Origin of the sequence: Tissierella praeacuta DSM 18095 (assembly GCF_900128955.1) — a bacterium.
In the GTDB taxonomy this organism is placed as follows: Bacteria; Bacillota; Clostridia; order Tissierellales; family Tissierellaceae; genus Tissierella; species Tissierella praeacuta.
Map to the genome: position 1 here is coordinate 256,425 of NZ_FQTY01000002.1, position 19,410 is coordinate 275,834.

The window sequence follows — 19,410 nt, forward strand, 5'->3', positions numbered from 1 at the left end:
GGCATATTTTTTGCTTATAAATAAGTAATTATATATATTATTTGTAGAGGAGCTGTTATTAAATGAGTAATTTTATATTTGCAGGATGTGATACGGTAAAATTAGCCGAAAAATATAAAACACCTCTTTATGTAATGTCAGAGGATTATATTAAAGAGAGGTTAAAAGAAATAAAAAAAGATTTTCTAGAAAAACATGAAAAAACCATGGCAGTATATGCCAGCAAGGCATTCCTAACTAAGGAAATGGCTAGAATAGTGAAGGAATCAGGTATAGGCATGGATGTAGTGTCTGGAGGAGAGCTTTATACTGCAATTCAAGTTGATTTCCCTATGGAAAAGATAATCTTTCACGGGAATAACAAGACTATAGATGAATTAGAGTTAGCAATAGAAAATAATGTAGGACGAATAGTCGTGGATCATTTAGAAGAAATTGATATGATTGAAGAAATAGGAAAAAAATACAATAGAAAAGTTCATATATTATTTAGAATAAGCCCTGGTATAGATAGCCATACACATAAATATATTCAAACGGGGCAAGTAGATTCTAAATTTGGAATTCCCTTAGAAGAGAAGAGTATAAAGTCCGCAATGGAAAAGGTTCTGAAATTGAAATTCACTGAGTTAGTAGGATTTCATTTCCATATAGGTTCTCAAATTTCAGATAATGAAAATCATATTAAGGCTATTAGAATAATGGCTCAATTGATTAAAAAAGTCAAAGATGACTATGGATTCATAGTTAAGGAATTAAATACTGGAGGAGGATATGGTATTCATTACTCTGAAAATGAAGAAAGAAAACCTTTAGCATATTTTACAGATTCCATTATTAAAGAAATTGAAGAAAGATGTAAAGAATATGGTTTAGAAAGACCATTAGTAATAATAGAGCCTGGCAGATGGGTAGTAGGAGAAGCTGGTATTACAATTTATACAATAGGAGCTATTAAGGAAATTCCAGGGATAAGAACTTATGTTTCTGTTGACGGAGGTATGCCTGACAATCCAAGACCTAGTCTATACGAGGCGAAATATGAAGCCGTTGTTATAAATAAATTAGATAAAGAACCAACAGATTTAGTTACTATAGCAGGAAAATGCTGTGAATCTGGTGATATTCTAATTTGGGATTTAAAGGTGCCAACTTTAGAAACAGGAGATAAGTTGGCAGTTCTTTCAACAGGGGCGTATAATTACTCAATGTCCAGCAACTATAATAGAATACCAAGACCTGCTGTAGTTATGATATCTGAAGGAAAAGATAGATTGATAGTTAAAAGAGAAACTTATGATGATATATTGAGAAATGATATATAATAGATATAAATAATATTTAAATATAAAAGGAGTTGATAAGATGAAAATTTATATTAGTGTAGATATTGAAGGGATAACAGGGGTGACTAGCTGGGGTGAAACTGAATTAGGCAATAGTGAACATATATGGGCTGCCAATCAGATGACAAAAGAAACCATAGCTGCATGTGAAGCGGCTATAGAAATGGGAGCAAAAGAAATAGTTGTAAAGGATGCCCATGATTCTGCAAGAAATATAGATATATCAAAACTTCCAATGGGAACTTCTGTTATAAGAGGTTGGACTTCTTCTCCAGAATCAATGATGGCAGGTATAGATGAGAGTTTTGATGCTACAATTTTTATTGGATATCATTCTGCAGCAGGGCATAATGGTAATCCATTAGCTCATACAATGGATTCTCAAAAAGCAGTATATTTTAAAATCAACGGGGAGATAGTATCAGAGTTCACAATAAATTCATTTATATCTGCATATTATGGAGTTCCGGTAGTGTTTTTATCTGGAGATAAGATGCTTTGTGAGAAATCTAAGGAATTAGTTCCAAATATGGAAACAGTAGCAGTAAAGGATGGAGAAGGTGGTGCCACATTTAATATGCATCCAAATAAGGCGTGTGAATGTATAAAAAATGGAGTAAAAGAAGGTTTGAAAAAGATTAATGAATGTAAGATACAATCTCCAGAAGAATTTAAGCTAGAAATAAGATTTAGAGAACATAAGGATGCTAATAGGGCAAGATATTATCCAGGAGCAAAACTTATAGATGATCATACAGTGGAATATGTTGCAAGAGATATTCAGGATATGATAACTGCTAAGATGTTCATGCTATAAAATACTATTAGAATAATCCCCATCGTGATATAATTTAAGTATCAATATATCTAAAGGGTGATTTAATGTCTTCTAATGCAAAATCTTATGTAAAAACCTTTACCAATATGATGTCAGAAGGTTTTATAGTAATAGACAATGAAGGTAAGATACAAATTTATAATGATAAGGCAAAAGAAATATTTGGAATAAAGTATGATGGGCAAAGTAACCATGATAGGGGAAAGCTTAATATAGGAGATATAGTTATTATTGCTGATAATTCAGTTGGTCAAGATGATGGAAAATTAGATTCTGATTCATTAAAGTTATTGGGAGTGAAAGATACTGTAAAAAATGGTGATTCAATAATTGCTATAGGAATCTTTAAAAAGACTGGAATAGCAAGCCCAATATTTAAGAACTTGAAAAAGGGACATAAAGAAGATATACTATTGATAAGAACTAATTTTCTGGAAATTGACATAGAAGTTGAAATAAACTTCATAAATAAGATAACCTCTATTAAGGTAAGAGATGAAAAGTTTATAATGAGCTATATAAATGCAATAGGAAATATGGTAATTTTAGATGGTAATACAAAGAAAATGAAATTTTATCAATCCCATGGATATACAGCTAGGGGAGAAAGTATAAATGATATATTAAATGGAAAGGAATATAGAGCCAAAGGTCAAGGCACTGAAGCCTTAGATGTAATTGGGAAAAATATATTTGAAATCCATAAATCAGATTCCATAATTCAGCAATTTTTTAATGTAGCTAGAGGAGAAAACATTAGCTATAAGGATAAATTTGAGGAAATAAACGGTTACCCCACAATGTGTACGCTTTTGCCTGTAGAAGACCAAAACAAGAGAATAGGTGCTGCATTAAAAGTAGAAGATATTTCAGAAATAAAAAGAATTATAGTGGAAAGAGATAATGCAATTAGCCAATTGGAAAAAGCCCAATCACAGCTTATAGAAGAAAAAACATTAAGCAAAGCTTTTCCAAACTTTGTAGGAGATAGTGAGGAAATTCAGCATGTAAAGAGAATGGCTTTAAAAGCTTCTAAGACTAATTCAAATGTATTGATATTAGGAGAAAGTGGAACTGGTAAGACCATTTTAGCCAAGGCAATTCATCAAAATAGTAAGTTAAAGGATAAACCTTTTATTCATGTGAATTGTGGAGCAATATCTGAAAGTTTATTGGAATCTGAACTTTTCGGCTATGAGAAAGGTGCTTTTACAGGAGCTAGAGTTGAAGGGAAAAAAGGGTTCTTTGAGATTGCTAACAATGGAACTATATTTTTAGATGAAATTGGAGATATATCTACGAATTTACAAGTTAAATTATTGCAGGTTATTCAGGAGAAATGTTTTTATAGGGTAGGTGGAACTAAAAGTATTACTGTAAATACAAGAATTATTGCGGCTACCAATAAAAACTTAGAAGATGAAATGCTCAAAGGAAATTTTAGGGAAGATTTATATTATAGAATAAATGTATTTCCTATATGGATACCACCATTAAGGGAAAGAAAGCAAGATATAACCGCATTAATAGAACTTGTACTTCCTAAAATATTTGATGAAATAGGCTGTAAACCTAAGAGAATTTCCTCAGAGGCAATTAATTTAATATTAAAACATGATTGGCCAGGAAATGTAAGGGAATTGGAGAATATCTTAGAAAGGGCTGTTAATTTAGCAGAAGGAAAGAATATATTTTCAAAACACATAACTTTAAAGCTTAGTAAGCAGGAGAGTAAGGATATTCAGATAAGTTCATTGAAAGACCATTTAGAAGAATATGAGAAATCTGTTATAAAGAGAACATTGTTAGCATTTAAGGGAGATAAGAAAAAGGCAATGGAGGCTTTAAACATTAGTAAGACTACATTTTATGAGAAGATAAAAAAATATAATATAGAATAAGATGACCAAGGGAGATAGCCCCTTGGTATTATTTTACATTTATAGATTTTTTATTGTTTGGAATAGATTTAATGAATTATAATAGAGATTATTCAGTTATTCCATATTTCCGGAATAATGTTCTATTTATGGTACAATCTAACGAAAATTTTATATATTAATAAAGTTAATAAGTTATATAAAGTGGGACAAGTTATCTTACTAAAGAGAACTACATTATTATCAAGGTAACAAATTAAAGTTATAAATTATGGCATGTTAATTGCAATAAATTTTATTGCAATTAAATATAGAAAATTATAAGGAGGTATTTTTAATGATTAATTTTATTTGGGCAGGTTTACTTATCATTGGATTTGTAGTTGGAGCTATAACAGGGAACATTGAAGCAGTTACAAATGCAGCCATAGATAGTGCAAGGACAGGAGTAGACTTGGCTTTAGGACTTATTGGGATAATGACATTATGGTTAGGACTTATGAAAATTGCAGAGGATTCAGGTTTAGTTGAAAAACTTGCTAAAGCATTAAAACCATTGATGGTATGGTTGTTTCCAGATGTTCCAGCAGATCATCCTGCAATGGGGGCAATGATAATGAATATTGCTGCAAATATGCTAGGATTAGGTAATGCGGCTACTCCATTAGGGTTAAAAGCAATGAAAGAACTACAAGAGTTAAGTGATGACAAAGAAACAGCAACAGATGCAATGGTTACATTCTTAGCTATTAATACTTCCTCAGTAACTCTTATTCCTGCAACAACTATTGGAATATTAGTTTTATCAGGAGCAAAAAATCCTACAGAAATAATAGGACCAACATTAGTAGCTACAACAGTATCAACAATTGTTGCAATTATAGCATCCAAGGTATTTCAAAAATTGCCTAAATATCAAATGAAAAAGGTTAACAGCTAATAGGAATAGGGGGAATATAAGTGTTTATTAAAGTAATTGAAGCTATATCAAATTATGCAATTCCATTAATAATTGTAGGTTTTTTAGTTTTTGGAATGTCAAAAAAGGTTAAAGTATATGAATCCTTTACAGAAGGGGCTAAGGAAGGATTTACTACAGCAGTAAGAATTATTCCCTTTTTAGTGGCTATGTTAGTTGCCATTGGTGTTTTTAGGGCATCTGGGGCTATGGGTTTATTAACTAAAGCTTTAAGCCCTATTACTAATTTAATTGGTATGCCAGGAGAGATTTTACCAATGGCATTTATGAGACCATTATCTGGTGGTGGAGCTGAAGGAATTATGACGGATTTAATAACGACTCATGGACCAGAATCTTTAATAGGACGTATGGCAGCAGTTATGATGGGTTCAACAGAAACTACTTTTTATGTTTTATCAGTATATTTTGGTTCGGTATCAGTCAAAAAACAAAGACATGCTCTTCCAGTGGGGTTATTAGCTGACTTAGCAGGATTGATTACAGCTGTTTTAGTAACAAGATTATTCTTTGGAATGTAATATTTCGTATAGGGGGATGTAAAAGTGATTAAACCAAAGGCGTTGAAACTAGGTGATACTCTAGGGATTATAGCTCCCGCTAGTCCTGCGGCAGAAGAAAAGGTCAAAAAAGCTCATGATAAACTTATTGATATGGGATTTAAGGTAAAGATGGGAAAAAGCCTCTATGAAAGATATGGATATTTATCGGGAAAAGATAGCATAAGGGCAGAAGATATAAATGAAATGTTTAAGGATAAAGAAGTAAATGGAATTATATGTATTAGAGGAGGATATGGGACTCCACGTATTCTTGATTTATTAGATTATGAAATTATAAGAAATAATCCAAAGGTGTTTGTTGGATATAGTGATATCACTGCTCTACACATATCTTTTGCCCAATTGGCTAATTTAGTTACTTATCATGGTCCTATGGCAGCTTCAGATATGATAGATAATTTTTCCGATTTTTCTAAGAGTAACCTTTTCAGAGTTATTATGAATACGGAACCAATAGGTAAAATATCCAATCCAGAAAAAGAAAAAATTATCACTATAAACGGTGGTGTAGCTGAGGGCTTTATAATTGGTGGAAATCTATCCTTAATTGTTGATACAATAGGTACACCCTACGAGATAGATGTAAAGGGAAAACTTCTATTTATTGAAGAGGTGGGAGAAGAACCTTACAATATAGATAGAATGTTAAACCAATTAAGATTGTCAGGTAAATTGCAAGAAGCCAGTGGCATTATACTAGGGGATTTTAATGACTGTGAATCCAAAAATCCTGATGAAAATTTAACTCTAAAAGAAGTAATTAATGATCAAATTAAATTAATTCATAAGCCAACAATATATAATTTACAAGCAGGACATTGTAATCCAATGGTTACATTGCCATTTGGAGTAAGAGCCAGATTAGATGCGGATAAAAAAGAACTTATAATACTAGAAAGTTGTACAAAATAAAAAGGTATTGCCTTGTGGACATTGATCCACTTTGGCAATATTGTTTTATAAAGATAAATAAAAACTCTATTATTTCTAGGAGTTAATTCATAAACTTCTATAAGGATATAAGGAATGAGTTATTAAATTTATAATAAGGAGGCTTTTAAAATGAAAATAAAAGAGATACAAGTAGGACAGATATCTGTACCACTTAAAAAATCATTTAAAACTGCACTTAGAACCGTTGATAAAATTGAAGATATAGTAGTTAAAATAATTACTGATACAGGACATATTGGATATGGGGAAGCAGCACCTACTGCAGTAATTACTGGTGATACTAAGGGTTCTATAAAATGTGCAGTAGAAAATTACATAGCACCACAAATAATAGGATTAGAAATTGAAAATATAGAAGAAATAATGAATAGGATAGACAAATCATTAATTAAAAATACATCTGCTAAGGCTGCTGTGGATATAGCAATATATGATCTTTTTGGGCAATTTCATAAATCACCTATATATAAACTTTTAGGAGGATATAGAAAAGAAATCATCTCTGATTTAACCATAAGTGTAAATTCTCCTGAAGAAATGGCAGAGGATAGTATTGAAGCTGTGAAAAGAGGATATAAAACCCTAAAGATAAAAGTTGGATTAGATTCTCAAATGGATATTAAGAGAATACAGGCAATAAGAGATGCTATAGGGTATGATATAGATTTAAGATTAGATGCAAACCAAGGATGGAAACCAAAGGAAGCAGTTGTATTGCTTAGAAAAATGGAAGATAAAGGCTTTAATATAGAATTAGTTGAGCAACCAGTTATTGCTAATGATTTAGAAGGATTAAAATATGTTACTCAAAATGTAAATATACCTATATTAGCTGATGAATCTGTATTTTCTCCAGTTGATGCATTAAAGATAATTCAAAATAGGGCGGCAGATTTAATAAATATTAAATTAATGAAAACAGGTGGTATACATAATGCACTAAAAATATGCTCCATTGCAGAAGTCTATGGTGTTGAATGTATGCTAGGTTGCATGCTTGAAAGTAAATTAAGTGTTAGTGCAGCAGTTCATTTGGCAGCTTCTAAAAAGATTATAACAAAAATAGATTTAGATGGACCAGGACTATGTAAGGAAGATCCTATTGAAGGAGGACCTGAATTTAAAGATTATAAAATTACTTTAAATGATGAACCAGGATTAGGATTTAAAAATATTGGAAATTTAAGCATATGATAATTACGGAAATACGGAATTATTCCGTATTTCCGTAAAAAGAATTTATTTTATTTTTAAAAGTCAAATAATTTTATAGCCTAGATTGTATAATTTATGATAAAATGCTAGATAACTTGAATTTTTCTTGTTTATAAAATTACTAAAATTGCTGGCACAATATTTGCAATATTTTAATTAATGCAAGTATAGATGGGTATTTATAGCAATATTATTTAGGAAGGGGGAAAAAGTAAAATTTAAAAGTAGGAAATCATAAGAATTTTGAAATTAAAGGGGGAGTAAAAATGAAAAGGCTCATGGCTTTAATGTTGGCAATAATGATGATTATGGCAGGTTGTTCTACATCTAAGACTTCATCAGATGGAAAAGAGTTAAGGGAATATTCTGTTGTATACTCTGGAGAAATTACTACGTTAAATTATTTAGTGACTGCAAGTACAAATGAATTTTCATTGGCTGCAAATATGGTAGATAGTTTAATTGACTATGATAAATATGGAGTACCAGTACCAGGATTAGCAACTGAGTGGGAATCTTCTTCAGATGGATTAGTTTGGACTTTAAAAATTCGGGAAGGAGTAAAATGGGTTACTTATGAGGGAAAAGAGTATGCAGAGGTTAAGGCAAAGGATTTTGTAGATGCAGCAAAATACTTATTAGATCCAAAGAATGAATCTAAAACGGCAAATATATTTTATAGTGTAATTAAAAACGCAGAAGAATATTATAATGGTGAAATAGAGAATTTTAATCAAGTAGGTGTAAAAGCAGTAAATGATTATACATTAGAATATACTTTAAAACAGCCTACACCATATTTTCTATCTATGCTAAACTATGTTTGCTTCTTACCAGTTAATGGAGATTTTTTAGAAGAAGTAGGAGATAGATTTGGAACAGACAACACTAATTTGTTATATAATGGTGCTTTTATAATGGAAACCTTTGAGCCTCAGACTAAAAGAATTCTTGTAGCAAATAAGGATTACTGGGATAAGGATAATATATTTATAGATAAGATAAAGATGACGTATAATAAAGAAGCAGCGACCTTAGGTCCAGAGCTATTTTTACGTGAAGAAATAGATCATACTGAAATATCGGCTTCTTTAGTTGAGGAATGGATAAAGGACCCAGATAAAAAGCATATGTTTAGACCACAGAGAACAAGCTTCTATACTTATTTTTATGCTTTAAACTTTGACCCTAAATTTGATGCTGAATATGAGCCTGAAAATTGGAAAATGGCTGTAAATAATCTTCATTTTCGTAAATCTCTATTTCATGCATTAGACAGAAAATCTGCAATGATAACAGCAGAGCCTTATAATCCAGAGCAAAGATTATCTAATACTATTACACCAAAGAGCTTTGTTGATTTAGATGGAATAGATTATATTGAACTAGGAGGATTAAAGGAATTTTCAAATAGGGATTCTTTTAATGAAGACTTAGCAAAGGAATATAGAGATAAGGCTATGGAAGAGTTAAAAGGAAAAGTAAAATTCCCAGTAATAGTATATATGCCATATAATTCAAGTATGCCTGAATTGGCAAATAGAGTACAGATTATAGAACAACAAATGGAGAATTTACTGGGTAAAGATTATATTGATATTCAAATAGATCCAAAACCACCTACAAATTTTTTATCGGAGGTAAGACGTTCAGGAAAATATGCATTTTTAGAATGTAACTGGGGTCCTGATTATGCAGATCCTGAAACCTATACAGATCCTTTCGTCCCTGGCGGAGATTATAACTTTCCAGAATATGTAGAAGGATATAATGAACCTAATGGAGAAAAAGTATATACTAATTTAGTAAATAAAGCTAAGGGAGAAGTAATAGATGTAAATAAAAGATATGAACTATTTGCTGAGGCAGAAGCATTTTTAATAAAAGAAGCCTTTGTTATACCTTATGCATTAGGTGGAGGAGGATATGCAGCTTCTAGATTAAATCCATTTGAATCCCAATATTCACCATTTGGAGTATCATCAGAGAGATATAAGGGACAGGAATTATTAGAAAAACCTATGAATACAGAAGAATATAAAGCTGCCCTTGAAATATGGGAAAAGGAAAGAGAAGAAGCACTTAAAAATAGCAAATAATTATAAGGACCTAAGGATTGTTAATTAACAATTCTTAGGTCTAAAAATAAAATACTATAAATTAGATGGAAGATATTTATTAAAATACATATCTATGAAAAAGAAAGGTTTTGTCAGTATTCAATATATATATGACATAAAAAGAGGGGGAAAAAAATGTTTAAATATTCTATTAAGAGATTATTACAATCTTTATTTACCCTGTTTATTATAGTTACCATAGTATTTCTTCTAATGAGATTATTACCTGAGGAAGGATATTTTGGGGATTCCTATGAGAAATTAGATGAACAGCAAAGGGAAGCAATACTCACCAGTATGGGACTTAGAGATCCGATATACAAACAATTAGCTAATTTTTATAAAAATATATTAGAAGGTAATTTGGGACAGTCTATTACATTTAGACCCAAGGTTCCAGTTATGGATATAATAAAGGCCAAAGTACCCTATTCTTTATATTTTGGATTGGCAGCCATAGGTATATCTTTGTTGGTGGGAATAACATTAGGTATAGGAATGACTAAGAGTAAAAATAAATTTTGGGATAAATTAGGTACAGGATATGTTGTCTTTATAAAGGCAGTTCCTTCCGCTGTATATTTTCTTTTTTTACAATTATATTTAACTAATTTATTTAAATTGCCAATATTATTTGATATAGATAAACCTATAAGTTGGATTTTACCAGCCATATCTATGTCCTTAGGTGGAATAGCAAGTTATGCCATGTGGATGAGAAGATATATGGTAGATGAGCTTAATAAGGATTATGTTAAATTGGCTAGGGCAAAAGGATTAAATAATAGAGCTGTAATGGTAAAACATATATTTCGTAATGCTTTTGTTCCAATGGCACAATATTTGCCTGCTTCCATACTTTTTACCATAGCAGGTTCAATTTATATAGAGTCCCTATATTCAATTCCTGGCATGGGTGGACTTTTGGTGGAAGTTGTTAGAAGACAAGATAACACTTTAGTCCAAGCCTTAGTACTTATATATTCGTCAATAGGAATAGTGGGATTATTTTTAGGAGATATACTTATGGCTATATTTGATCCTCGTATAAATTTGCAGAAAAAAGGAGGCGCTAGATAATGGGAAAAGGGACAGTAAATAAATTGACTAATTCTATAAATGAAGAGCTATTTACGTTTGCAGAATATGACGAAGAAGAAGCAAAACGTGGAGGATATTCTAATTACTCATATTGGCGCTCTACTTGGAAAGTTTTTATTCAAAATAAATTAGCAGTTTTTCTTTTAACTTTGATGTGTGCTTTATTGGTATTTACAATAATTCAACCATATTTACCAAATCAGAAAATACCAACGGAAATTCATATAAATCCAGATACGAAATTACCACTTTCAAATAATCCGCCTGATTCAGAATTTTGGTTTGGAACTAATTCAATTGGTCAGGATCTTTGGTCTCGTATATGGAGTGGATCTAGGACATCTTTATTAATAGGTATAACAGTAGGAATTTGGGAAGCTATAATAGGAATTACAATAGGTGCTATGTGGGGGTATATAAGGTGGTTAGACCGTCCTATTACAGAAATATATAATATACTTAGCAATATTCCTCAAACAATAATATTAGTATTGATGACTTATATAATGAAACCAGGGTTGTCTACTATGATTATAGCCATGGGATTAACATCTTGGATAGAAATGGCTCGTTTTGTAAGAAATTTGACAGTGATTATTAGGGATAGGGAATATAATCTAGCATCAAAATGTTTAGGAACTCCTACTAGAAGGATAATAACTAAGAATTTACTTCCATATTTGGTTTCGGTTATCATGTTAAGTGTAGCGTTATCTATTCCTCAGACCATAGGATATGAAGTATTTTTAACATATATAGGACTTGGGCTGCCAGTTAGTATACCATCATTAGGCAATCTTATAAATGAAGGAAGACTTCTTATGATGGTTCCATCTCAAAGATATCAGTTAATTTTTCCATCAATAATTATATCCTTAATAACTATTTCATTTTATATGATGGGAAATGTTTTTTCTGATGCAGCAGACCCTAAGAATCATGTATAGGAGGTATATTATGGAAGATAAAAAAATTATATTATCTGTAAAGGATTTAGTTATTAAGTTTAGATTAAGAGGAGATGTTTTAACAGCCATAAGAGGAGCATCATTAGATATATATGAAGGAGAAAGCTTAACCATAGTAGGAGAATCTGGTTCTGGTAAATCCGTTTTTACAAAGAGTTTTATGGGATTAATAGATGGAAATGGATGGATTGATTCAGGAAGTATAATTTTCGAAGGAGAAGAAATATCAAAATATAAGAGGGAGAAGGATTGGCTTAAAATTAGAGGGAAAAAAATTGCTATGGTTTTCCAAGATCCTATGACTTCATTAAATCCTTTAAAAACAGTTGGTAAACAAGTACAAGAAACCGTTGAATTACATCAAGGACTAAAAAATGAAGAAGCAAGAAGAAAAGTAATAGAAATATTGAAAGATGTAGGTATAAATGAACCTGAAAGAAGATACAAACAATATCCCCATGAGTTTTCAGGGGGTATGAGGCAAAGAGTTGTCATTGCCATAGCTATAGCTTGTAATCCACGGATTTTAATATGTGATGAACCCACCACAGCATTAGATGTAACAATACAAGCTCAGATTTTAAATTTATTGAAAAAGCTTAAAGAAAAATATCAATTGACCACTGTATATATTACCCATGACTTAGGAGTTGTAGCTAATGTTGCAGATAGAATAGCAGTGATGTATGCTGGAGATATAATTGAAATAGGACAATGTGAAGAAGTGTTTTATAATGCACAACATCCATATACATGGGCATTACTATCTTCGCTTCCACAATTAGGGGTAAAGGGAGAACCTTTATTTTCTATTAAGGGGACTCCGCCAAATTTGTTTTATGAAATAAAAGGAGATGCCTTTGCACCGAGAAATCCTAAGGCATTAAAAATAGATTTTATAGAAAAACCGCCATATTTTGATGTAAGTTCTACTCATAAAGCAAAGACATGGCTTCTAGACCCTAGAGCACCAAAGGTTAATCCGCCTGAATCAATAAAAATATTAAGGCAACAGTGGGAGGGTACAACCAATGAATGATAAACAAAAAGAAGTTTTATTAGAAGTAAAAAATCTAAGGGTAGAGTTTGGGAGAAAGAAAAATAAATTTGTAGCAGTAAAAGATGTAAACTTTAATATATATAAGGGAGAAACCTTTGGACTTGTTGGAGAATCTGGGTCAGGGAAAACTACAATAGGAAGAGCCATCGTTCGTCTAAATGAAACAGCTGGTGGAGAAATTATATTTAATGGTAAAAAGATAAATGGCAAGATAAGTAAGGAATTAGATAGGGAAATAACCAAAAAGATTCAAATGATATTTCAAGATCCTATGGCATCATTAAATGAAAGAGCAAAGGTAGACTATATTATATCAGAAGGGTTGTATAACATAAGAAATTATAAAAATGAAGAGGAAAGAAAAATAAAGGTAGAAAATGCACTTCTTGATGTTGGGTTGTTGCCAGAGTTCTTGAGTCGTTTTCCTCATGAGTTTTCAGGGGGGCAAAGACAGAGGATAGGAGTAGCAAGGGCTGTTGTAATGGAGCCTGAGTTAATAATTGCAGATGAACCAATATCAGCCTTAGATGTTTCTATTCGTGCACAAGTATTAAATTTAATGTCAGAGTTACAGAAAATTAAAGGATTAACATATTTATTTATTGCCCATGATTTATCTGTAGTTAGATTTATAACTGATAGAGTAGCTGTAATTCATAAAGGGAAAATAGTGGAAATGGCTGAAACTGAAAAACTTTATAGAAATCCTCTTCATCCCTATACTAAATCTTTATTTTCTGCAATTCCATTGCCTGATCCAAGGAAGGAAAGGGCTAAAATATTAGAAGTCTACGATCCTAACTGTCATGATTATGAAAATGATCCACCAAGTTGGGTAGAAATAGAACCTGAACATTTTGTTTTAGCAAATAGTAAGGAAGTAGAAGGATATATGAAAATACTAAATAAATGAAAGTCTAAAGATTTTACTTAAAGTAAATGTCTTTTAGATTCTATAAATAAAAATAAGGCAAGGTATTAGCCTTTAAGAGTGTATGGAATAAGATGAAGATATTATATATAAAAGGTGATAGAAAATGATAAAAGATATTATTATAAAAGAAATAGATTCTGTAGATGAAGAGGTTTCAATTATAATAAAAGATTTAACCAATGACCGATGGATTTTAAAGTATAATGAAGATAGAGTTTTTCCATCTGCCAGTTTAATAAAAATTCCTATAATGATAGAGGTATTAGAAAGGGTTGAGAAGGGGGAACTTAGTTTAGATAAAAAAATAAAAATTAAAGCAATTGATAGAGTGGACTATAGCATTATATCTGAACTTACACTAAAAGAATATACCTTAATAGATTTAATTACTTTAATGATAATTCTTAGTGATAATACTGCTACTAATGTTTTAATAGATTTACTGGGATATGAGAAAGTTAATGAAACTGTAAAAAAATTAAATTGTAATAATACAATATTAAAAAGAAAAATGATGGATTTTACAGCTGCAAAGGAAGGCAGAGAAAATCTTACAAGTCCTATGGATATGGCTCTATTTATGGAAAAAATCTATAATAAATCCATTATTAGTCCTAAAATCTGTGATGTTATGATAGATATTTTAACTAGACAAAAACATAGGGATATGTTGCCTAGATATATTTTAGATGAAGTGAAAATAGCAAATAAGACAGGAGAGTTAAGTGGAATAAATCATGACATAGGAATATTTTATCTAGAAAACATAAATTATCTAATAGGCATATTTACAACAAACGGAAAAGATGATTTAGTTGGGAAGAGAACTATAGGGAGGATTTCAAAACTTGTATATGATAATTTTTTAAGATATTAAATAATATTATATGAGGTGGTAAAATTGAATAAAGATAAACTTGGAATTTTAAATAAAACTGTGGTTCCTATTAACTTAAATCCAATATTTGATAGTGAAATGGCTGATGAAGGTTTATATGGTATGATTGTAAGGATTTTGGAAGATGCTCAAGATGGATGGTACTATGTTGAAACACATTATAATTACCATGGATATATTCATGAATCAAATATGGTTATAGATACTATGGAAGCAAATGAATGGATGAGCAAAGCAAAAAATATAATTATTCATTCAGTAGTTGATGTAATGTCTAATGCAAGTTATAAAGGTCATATAAAAGAAGTTTTAACTAGGGGGGCTATAATAATAGTAACTGGAAGGGAAGAGGGAGGTTGGGCAGAAATTCAATTGGTTGATAGAAGTACAGGGTGGGTTAGAAAAGATTTTATAGGGAGGATAATAAACTCTTATAATAAAAATGATGAAAAAGATTTGAGAGATAAATTGGTAAAAACTGCCATGCTGTATTTGGGAACACAATATAGATGGGGAGGTAAAAGTCCTTTAGGTTTAGATTGCTCAGGATTATGTTCTATATCCTATATGCTAAATGGAATTATAATATATAGAGATGCCATAAGAAAAGATGAGTATATGAGGAAAATAGAATTAGAAGAAATAAAATCTGGAGATCTTCTATTCTTTCCAGGCCATGTAGCTATGTATATAGGTGATGACAAATACATACATTCAAGTGCAAGTATTAATGGTGTTGGCATAAATAGTTTAAATCCCAAGGATATAGACTATAGGGAGGATTTGGCAAATACTATAACAGATATAGGTACCATATTTTAAAAATAATTGTATACAAAATATAATAATACTTCCTTTAAAGGGAGTATTATTATATTTTGTATTAGTATTTAAAATATAAAATTAGACAATAATGGGATAGTTTAGTAAAATTATATATATACATATTGTATGAAATCAAACAATAAAGAATGGTGGTATAGTATGGACTATAAAAAGATTATTGAGTTGATGATTAACAATTTAGAAGAAGGAATAATAGTTGTAGACTCAAATCTAGATATTAGATATTTTAACGAACCATCCATAAACATTACAGGATTTAATCCCAAAGAAGCCATAGGGAAAAATATTCTTCAAGTCTTTCCCAATATTCCTAAAGAAAATAGTACCTTTTATAAGGTTATCAATACTAAAAAACCTATAATCGACCATGTCCAAAATTATATAAATTATGTGGGAAAGAATGTGTCAATAGTTACATCAACAATTCCTATAATTAGCAATGATAAAATTGAGGGTGCAATTGAAATCTTTAAAGATTTGAGTAATGTAATGGAGTTATCTGAAAAGATACTTATGTTACAAAGTACATTATATAGTAAAGATATTGGTTCTAATGGTTTTCTACAAAATGGAACTCAATATAGTTTATCTGATATAATTGGACAAAGTGAATCTATAATTCGATTAAAGGAAAAGGCAAAGAAAATAGCAAATAGCAATTCCCCAGTATTTGTCTTTGGAGAAACAGGTACTGGTAAGGAGCTAGTAGTACAAGGACTACATAACTTAAGTTATAGAAGGAATAAGCCTTTTATAGCACAAAACTGTGGTGCATTACCTGAGAACCTACTTGAAAGTATACTTTTTGGGACAGTCCAAGGAAGTTTTACTGGTGCAAAAGACAAGCAAGGATTATTTGAATTAGCCCATGGGGGTACTTTGTTTTTAGACGAATTAAATTCTATGGAGTTAGGTCTGCAGTCAAAGTTATTGCGTGTAATAGAAGATGGGGTAATAAGGAGAGTAGGAAGCACTAGAACTACTGTTGTAGATGTGAGGTTGATTGTAACATCTAATGAAGATCCTAAGAAACTTATAGAAGAAAATAGACTTAGGGAGGATTTATATTATAGATTAAATGTACTAAATCTGAATATGCCACCCCTTAGAAATAGGAAAGAAGATATTCCAATTTTGGTTGAATATTTTATCAAAAATTGTAATGATAAAATGAATAAATCAGTAAAGGGTGTTGATAAGCAAGTCATGGAATATTTTTTAAACAATGACTGGCAAGGTAATGTAAGGGAGCTGCAAAATACCATTGAAAGTGCTATGAATTTTGTAGAAGATGACTGTATTAGACTGGAAGATTTACAAACATATAATGGTCCATATAACATAGAAATAGAAGATTTTGGTTCTAGGATACCAAAAGATATAAGCCTTAAAATGGCAGTAGAAGAATATGAGAAGAATATCATTAGATCAGCCCTCGCTGAGACGGGGAATAATTGTGCACAAGCAGCAAGAAACCTTAAGGTACCAAAACAAACTCTTCATAGTAAAATAAGAAAGTATAAGCTAGATTTAAAGAATTAAAATTTATTATAGTCTGAAATTTCATACTAACTTTAAAACAATTGAGAAAAAGTATTAAATTTAATACTTTTTCTCAATTGTTTTTTATTTCAGCGTATGAATACATTGATAATACTAGAATTTATTAAAGTAAGTATTTGGCATGAAGATTGCTTTATAACTATTATGAAAGGAGGTAGACAACAAGTATTATAGTAAGCAACATAAATTTCACTATTAAAAATCATAAGAAAGGTAGATTGATTTATGTTTAAATTTGTAATGAAAAGAATAATGTACTCATTAATTACTTTGTTTCTAATTATTACTGCAACATTTTTTTTAATAGCAGGTGCTCCTGGAGATCCAATTGCAGCTAAAGTTGGACAAATGCCTGAAAAGGCACAGGGGGTAATTCGTGCTAGATATGGTTTGGATAAACCAGTTACTGAAAGATATATAATTTATATGAAACATCTTTTAACTACTGGGGATTTTGGAGAGTCCATTATCTATACAGGAAAGTCTGCAAACGATGTTATCAAAGACAATGCTCCTATTTCAGCTAGAATAGGAATTATAGCTATAGCATTACAAATCACTATAGGAGTATTGTTGGGTCTTGTTTCAGCTCTTAATAGGGAAAAATTAGGAGACCATATAATACGGGTATGTGTTGTTCTAGCCATATGTGTTCCTAGTTTTGTAGTTGCAGCATTACTTCAATATTTTGTGGCTTTTAAGTGGAAATTAGCTCCAGTCTTTGGATGGGGACAATTAAAACATTATACTTTGCCAGTAATAGCATATGCAGCTGGAGGTATTGCAAGCTATACAAAGTTTATGAGAAGTAGTACCATTTCCGTAATTAGCGAAGATTATATTATTACTGCAAAGGCAAAGGGATGTAAGAAAAAAAGAATTATTAAAAAACACATTTTAAGAAATTCTATGATTCCTATTGTGACCATGATTGGTCCAGCAGTTGCAGGAATATTTGGAGGTTCTTTTATACTGGAAAAGATGTTTTCAATACCTGGACTTGGTAATTACTATATAAAGGCTGTTTCTGACAGCGATTATACCATGATAATAGGACTTACCATATTTTTTGCAATACTATATACCATAGCATTAATTTTAGTTGATATCTTATATGGTATTGTTGATCCAAGAATTAGAGTTGCAAAGTCTTAGACAAAAATAATAGCGAGGTAATGATAATATGAATAGTTTAGAGAGTAATATAGGTATAGTTCATAGTGATGTGGTTATTACAGAGGATATGTTTAAAAGAGTTGGTACAGAAGGACTATCTGGTGAGCAACTATCTAAGCCTTCCCTAACTTATTGGGCAGACGTTTGGAGAAGATTTAAGGCAAATAGATTAGCAATTATAGGATTAGTATTATTGATATTGGTGGTTTTGACCATATATGTTGGACCATTGCTTTCAGGTAAAGATTATCAGTATATGGATTCATCAGTAAAAAGCTTACGACCTAATAGTGAATATTGGTTTGGTACTGATGATATGGGTAGGGATATTTTTACGAGAGTATGTGTTGGAGGACGAATTTCCATATTAATAGGGCTTAGTTGTACACTTGTAATGTTTGTTATTGGTTCCTTATTAGGTGCTGTTGCAGGACTGAAGGGTGGTTGGATTGATAACACTATTATGAGATTTGCCGAGTTTATTGGAAATTTACCTTATTTAATTATTGTGTTAATACTTTCTGTAGTGTTGGGAAGAAGCATATTTTCATTAGTATTGGCAATGAGTCTTACGTCTTGGGTGGGAACTACTAGAATGGTAAGAGGGCAAATATTACAAATTAAAGAACAGGATTATGTTGAAGCTGCTAGAGCCTTAGGTTCCAATACTGGAAGGATTATTATGAAGCATCTTTTGCCAAATACATTGGGGATTATAATGGTTGATATTACTATGTCAGTACCAGGGTTTATTTTTGGTGAAGCATTTCTTAGCTATATAGGTTTGGGAGTAAGAGCACCTAAGACCAGTTGGGGTGCTTTGGCATCTGCAGGGCAGCAAAGATTAATGTTTTATCCTCATGAATTATTTTTCCCTTGCATGATGATTGTTTTGACCATGTTGGCATTTCATCTAATAGGTGACGGTCTTTCAGATGCATTAGACCCAAAGTTAAGAAAGTAGGTGTA

The 19,410-nt window shown here is 31.0% G+C and carries 17 protein-coding genes; all 17 read left to right on the forward strand.

Features of this window, described 5'->3' with window-relative positions:
• Window positions 1–62: 62 nt before the first annotated feature.
• Complete coding sequence (gene lysA / locus BUB33_RS03895) at window positions 63–1,325, forward strand: diaminopimelate decarboxylase (protein ID WP_072973343.1); 1,263 nt, start codon at window positions 63–65, stop codon at window positions 1,323–1,325.
• Between the two features lie 40 nt (window positions 1,326–1,365).
• Window positions 1,366–2,163 (forward strand): M55 family metallopeptidase, encoded by a 798-nt coding sequence (locus tag BUB33_RS03900; RefSeq protein ID WP_072973345.1) that lies wholly within the window; start codon window positions 1,366–1,368, stop codon window positions 2,161–2,163.
• 65 nt (window positions 2,164–2,228) lie between these two features.
• Window positions 2,229–4,085, forward strand: a complete 1,857-nt coding sequence (locus BUB33_RS03905) for a sigma-54 interaction domain-containing protein (protein ID WP_072973347.1) — start codon at window positions 2,229–2,231, stop codon at window positions 4,083–4,085.
• Window positions 4,086–4,401: 316 nt separating this feature from the next.
• The gene (locus tag BUB33_RS03910; protein ID WP_072973348.1) at window positions 4,402–5,004 is read left to right on the forward strand and encodes a nucleoside recognition domain-containing protein; all 603 of its coding nucleotides are present in this window, start codon (window positions 4,402–4,404) and stop codon (window positions 5,002–5,004) included.
• 20 nt (window positions 5,005–5,024) lie between these two features.
• Window positions 5,025–5,564, forward strand: a complete 540-nt coding sequence (locus BUB33_RS03915) for a spore maturation protein (protein ID WP_072973350.1) — start codon at window positions 5,025–5,027, stop codon at window positions 5,562–5,564.
• Window positions 5,565–5,588: 24 nt separating this feature from the next.
• Window positions 5,589–6,518, forward strand: a complete 930-nt coding sequence (locus tag BUB33_RS03920; protein ID WP_072973351.1) for a S66 peptidase family protein — start codon at window positions 5,589–5,591, stop codon at window positions 6,516–6,518.
• A 150-nt stretch (window positions 6,519–6,668) separates the two neighbouring features.
• Complete coding sequence (locus BUB33_RS03925; protein WP_072973353.1) at window positions 6,669–7,754, forward strand: dipeptide epimerase; 1,086 nt, start codon at window positions 6,669–6,671, stop codon at window positions 7,752–7,754.
• A gap of 287 nt (window positions 7,755–8,041) precedes the next feature.
• A complete protein-coding gene (locus BUB33_RS03930) occupies window positions 8,042–9,874 on the forward strand; it encodes a peptide ABC transporter substrate-binding protein (protein WP_072973354.1) in 1,833 nt (610 codons plus the stop codon).
• Window positions 9,875–10,030: 156 nt separating this feature from the next.
• Entirely contained in the window at window positions 10,031–10,975 is a 945-nt protein-coding gene (locus BUB33_RS03935; protein ID WP_072973356.1) for an ABC transporter permease, read from the forward strand.
• A complete protein-coding gene (locus BUB33_RS03940; protein ID WP_072973358.1) occupies window positions 10,975–11,943 on the forward strand; it encodes an ABC transporter permease in 969 nt (322 codons plus the stop codon). The genes BUB33_RS03935 and BUB33_RS03940 overlap by 1 nt, the downstream gene beginning before the upstream one ends.
• Before the next feature lie 10 nt (window positions 11,944–11,953).
• Window positions 11,954–13,003, forward strand: a complete 1,050-nt coding sequence (locus BUB33_RS03945) for an ABC transporter ATP-binding protein (RefSeq protein ID WP_072973360.1) — start codon at window positions 11,954–11,956, stop codon at window positions 13,001–13,003.
• Entirely contained in the window at window positions 12,996–13,937 is a 942-nt protein-coding gene (locus tag BUB33_RS03950) for an ATP-binding cassette domain-containing protein (protein WP_072973361.1), read from the forward strand. Before BUB33_RS03945 ends, BUB33_RS03950 begins: the two co-directional genes overlap by 8 nt.
• Before the next feature lie 124 nt (window positions 13,938–14,061).
• The gene (locus BUB33_RS03955) at window positions 14,062–14,835 is read left to right on the forward strand and encodes a serine hydrolase (RefSeq protein WP_072973363.1); all 774 of its coding nucleotides are present in this window, start codon (window positions 14,062–14,064) and stop codon (window positions 14,833–14,835) included.
• 24 nt (window positions 14,836–14,859) lie between these two features.
• Window positions 14,860–15,678, forward strand: a complete 819-nt coding sequence (locus tag BUB33_RS03960; protein WP_084725141.1) for an NlpC/P60 family protein — start codon at window positions 14,860–14,862, stop codon at window positions 15,676–15,678.
• 162 nt (window positions 15,679–15,840) lie between these two features.
• A complete protein-coding gene (locus BUB33_RS03965) occupies window positions 15,841–17,244 on the forward strand; it encodes a sigma-54 interaction domain-containing protein (RefSeq protein WP_072973365.1) in 1,404 nt (467 codons plus the stop codon).
• Between the two features lie 246 nt (window positions 17,245–17,490).
• Window positions 17,491–18,420 (forward strand): ABC transporter permease, encoded by a 930-nt coding sequence (locus tag BUB33_RS03970; RefSeq protein WP_072973368.1) that lies wholly within the window; start codon window positions 17,491–17,493, stop codon window positions 18,418–18,420.
• A 28-nt stretch (window positions 18,421–18,448) separates the two neighbouring features.
• Window positions 18,449–19,405 (forward strand): ABC transporter permease, encoded by a 957-nt coding sequence (locus tag BUB33_RS03975; RefSeq protein WP_072973370.1) that lies wholly within the window; start codon window positions 18,449–18,451, stop codon window positions 19,403–19,405.
• Window positions 19,406–19,410: the final 5 nt, after the last annotated feature.

Excerpts from the sequence above, each read along its gene's own strand:
- BUB33_RS03975 (WP_072973370.1), top strand. The coding sequence starts at position 18,449 with ATGAATAGTTTAGAGAGTAATATAGGTATAGTTCATAGTGATGTGGTT.
- BUB33_RS03910 (WP_072973348.1), top strand. The coding sequence starts at position 4,402 with ATGATTAATTTTATTTGGGCAGGTTTACTTATCATTGGATTTGTAGTT.
- BUB33_RS03940 (WP_072973358.1), top strand. The coding sequence starts at position 10,975 with ATGGGAAAAGGGACAGTAAATAAATTGACTAATTCTATAAATGAAGAG.
- BUB33_RS03945 (WP_072973360.1), top strand. The coding sequence starts at position 11,954 with ATGGAAGATAAAAAAATTATATTATCTGTAAAGGATTTAGTTATTAAG.
- BUB33_RS03925 (WP_072973353.1), top strand. The coding sequence starts at position 6,669 with ATGAAAATAAAAGAGATACAAGTAGGACAGATATCTGTACCACTTAAA.
- BUB33_RS03955 (WP_072973363.1), top strand. The coding sequence starts at position 14,062 with ATGATAAAAGATATTATTATAAAAGAAATAGATTCTGTAGATGAAGAG.
- BUB33_RS03935 (WP_072973356.1), top strand. The coding sequence starts at position 10,031 with ATGTTTAAATATTCTATTAAGAGATTATTACAATCTTTATTTACCCTG.
- lysA (WP_072973343.1), top strand. The coding sequence starts at position 63 with ATGAGTAATTTTATATTTGCAGGATGTGATACGGTAAAATTAGCCGAA.
- BUB33_RS03930 (WP_072973354.1), top strand. The coding sequence starts at position 8,042 with ATGAAAAGGCTCATGGCTTTAATGTTGGCAATAATGATGATTATGGCA.
- BUB33_RS03900 (WP_072973345.1), top strand. The coding sequence starts at position 1,366 with ATGAAAATTTATATTAGTGTAGATATTGAAGGGATAACAGGGGTGACT.
- BUB33_RS03970 (WP_072973368.1), top strand. The coding sequence starts at position 17,491 with ATGTTTAAATTTGTAATGAAAAGAATAATGTACTCATTAATTACTTTG.
- BUB33_RS03905 (WP_072973347.1), top strand. The coding sequence starts at position 2,229 with ATGTCTTCTAATGCAAAATCTTATGTAAAAACCTTTACCAATATGATG.
- BUB33_RS03950 (WP_072973361.1), top strand. The coding sequence starts at position 12,996 with ATGAATGATAAACAAAAAGAAGTTTTATTAGAAGTAAAAAATCTAAGG.
- BUB33_RS03965 (WP_072973365.1), top strand. The coding sequence starts at position 15,841 with ATGGACTATAAAAAGATTATTGAGTTGATGATTAACAATTTAGAAGAA.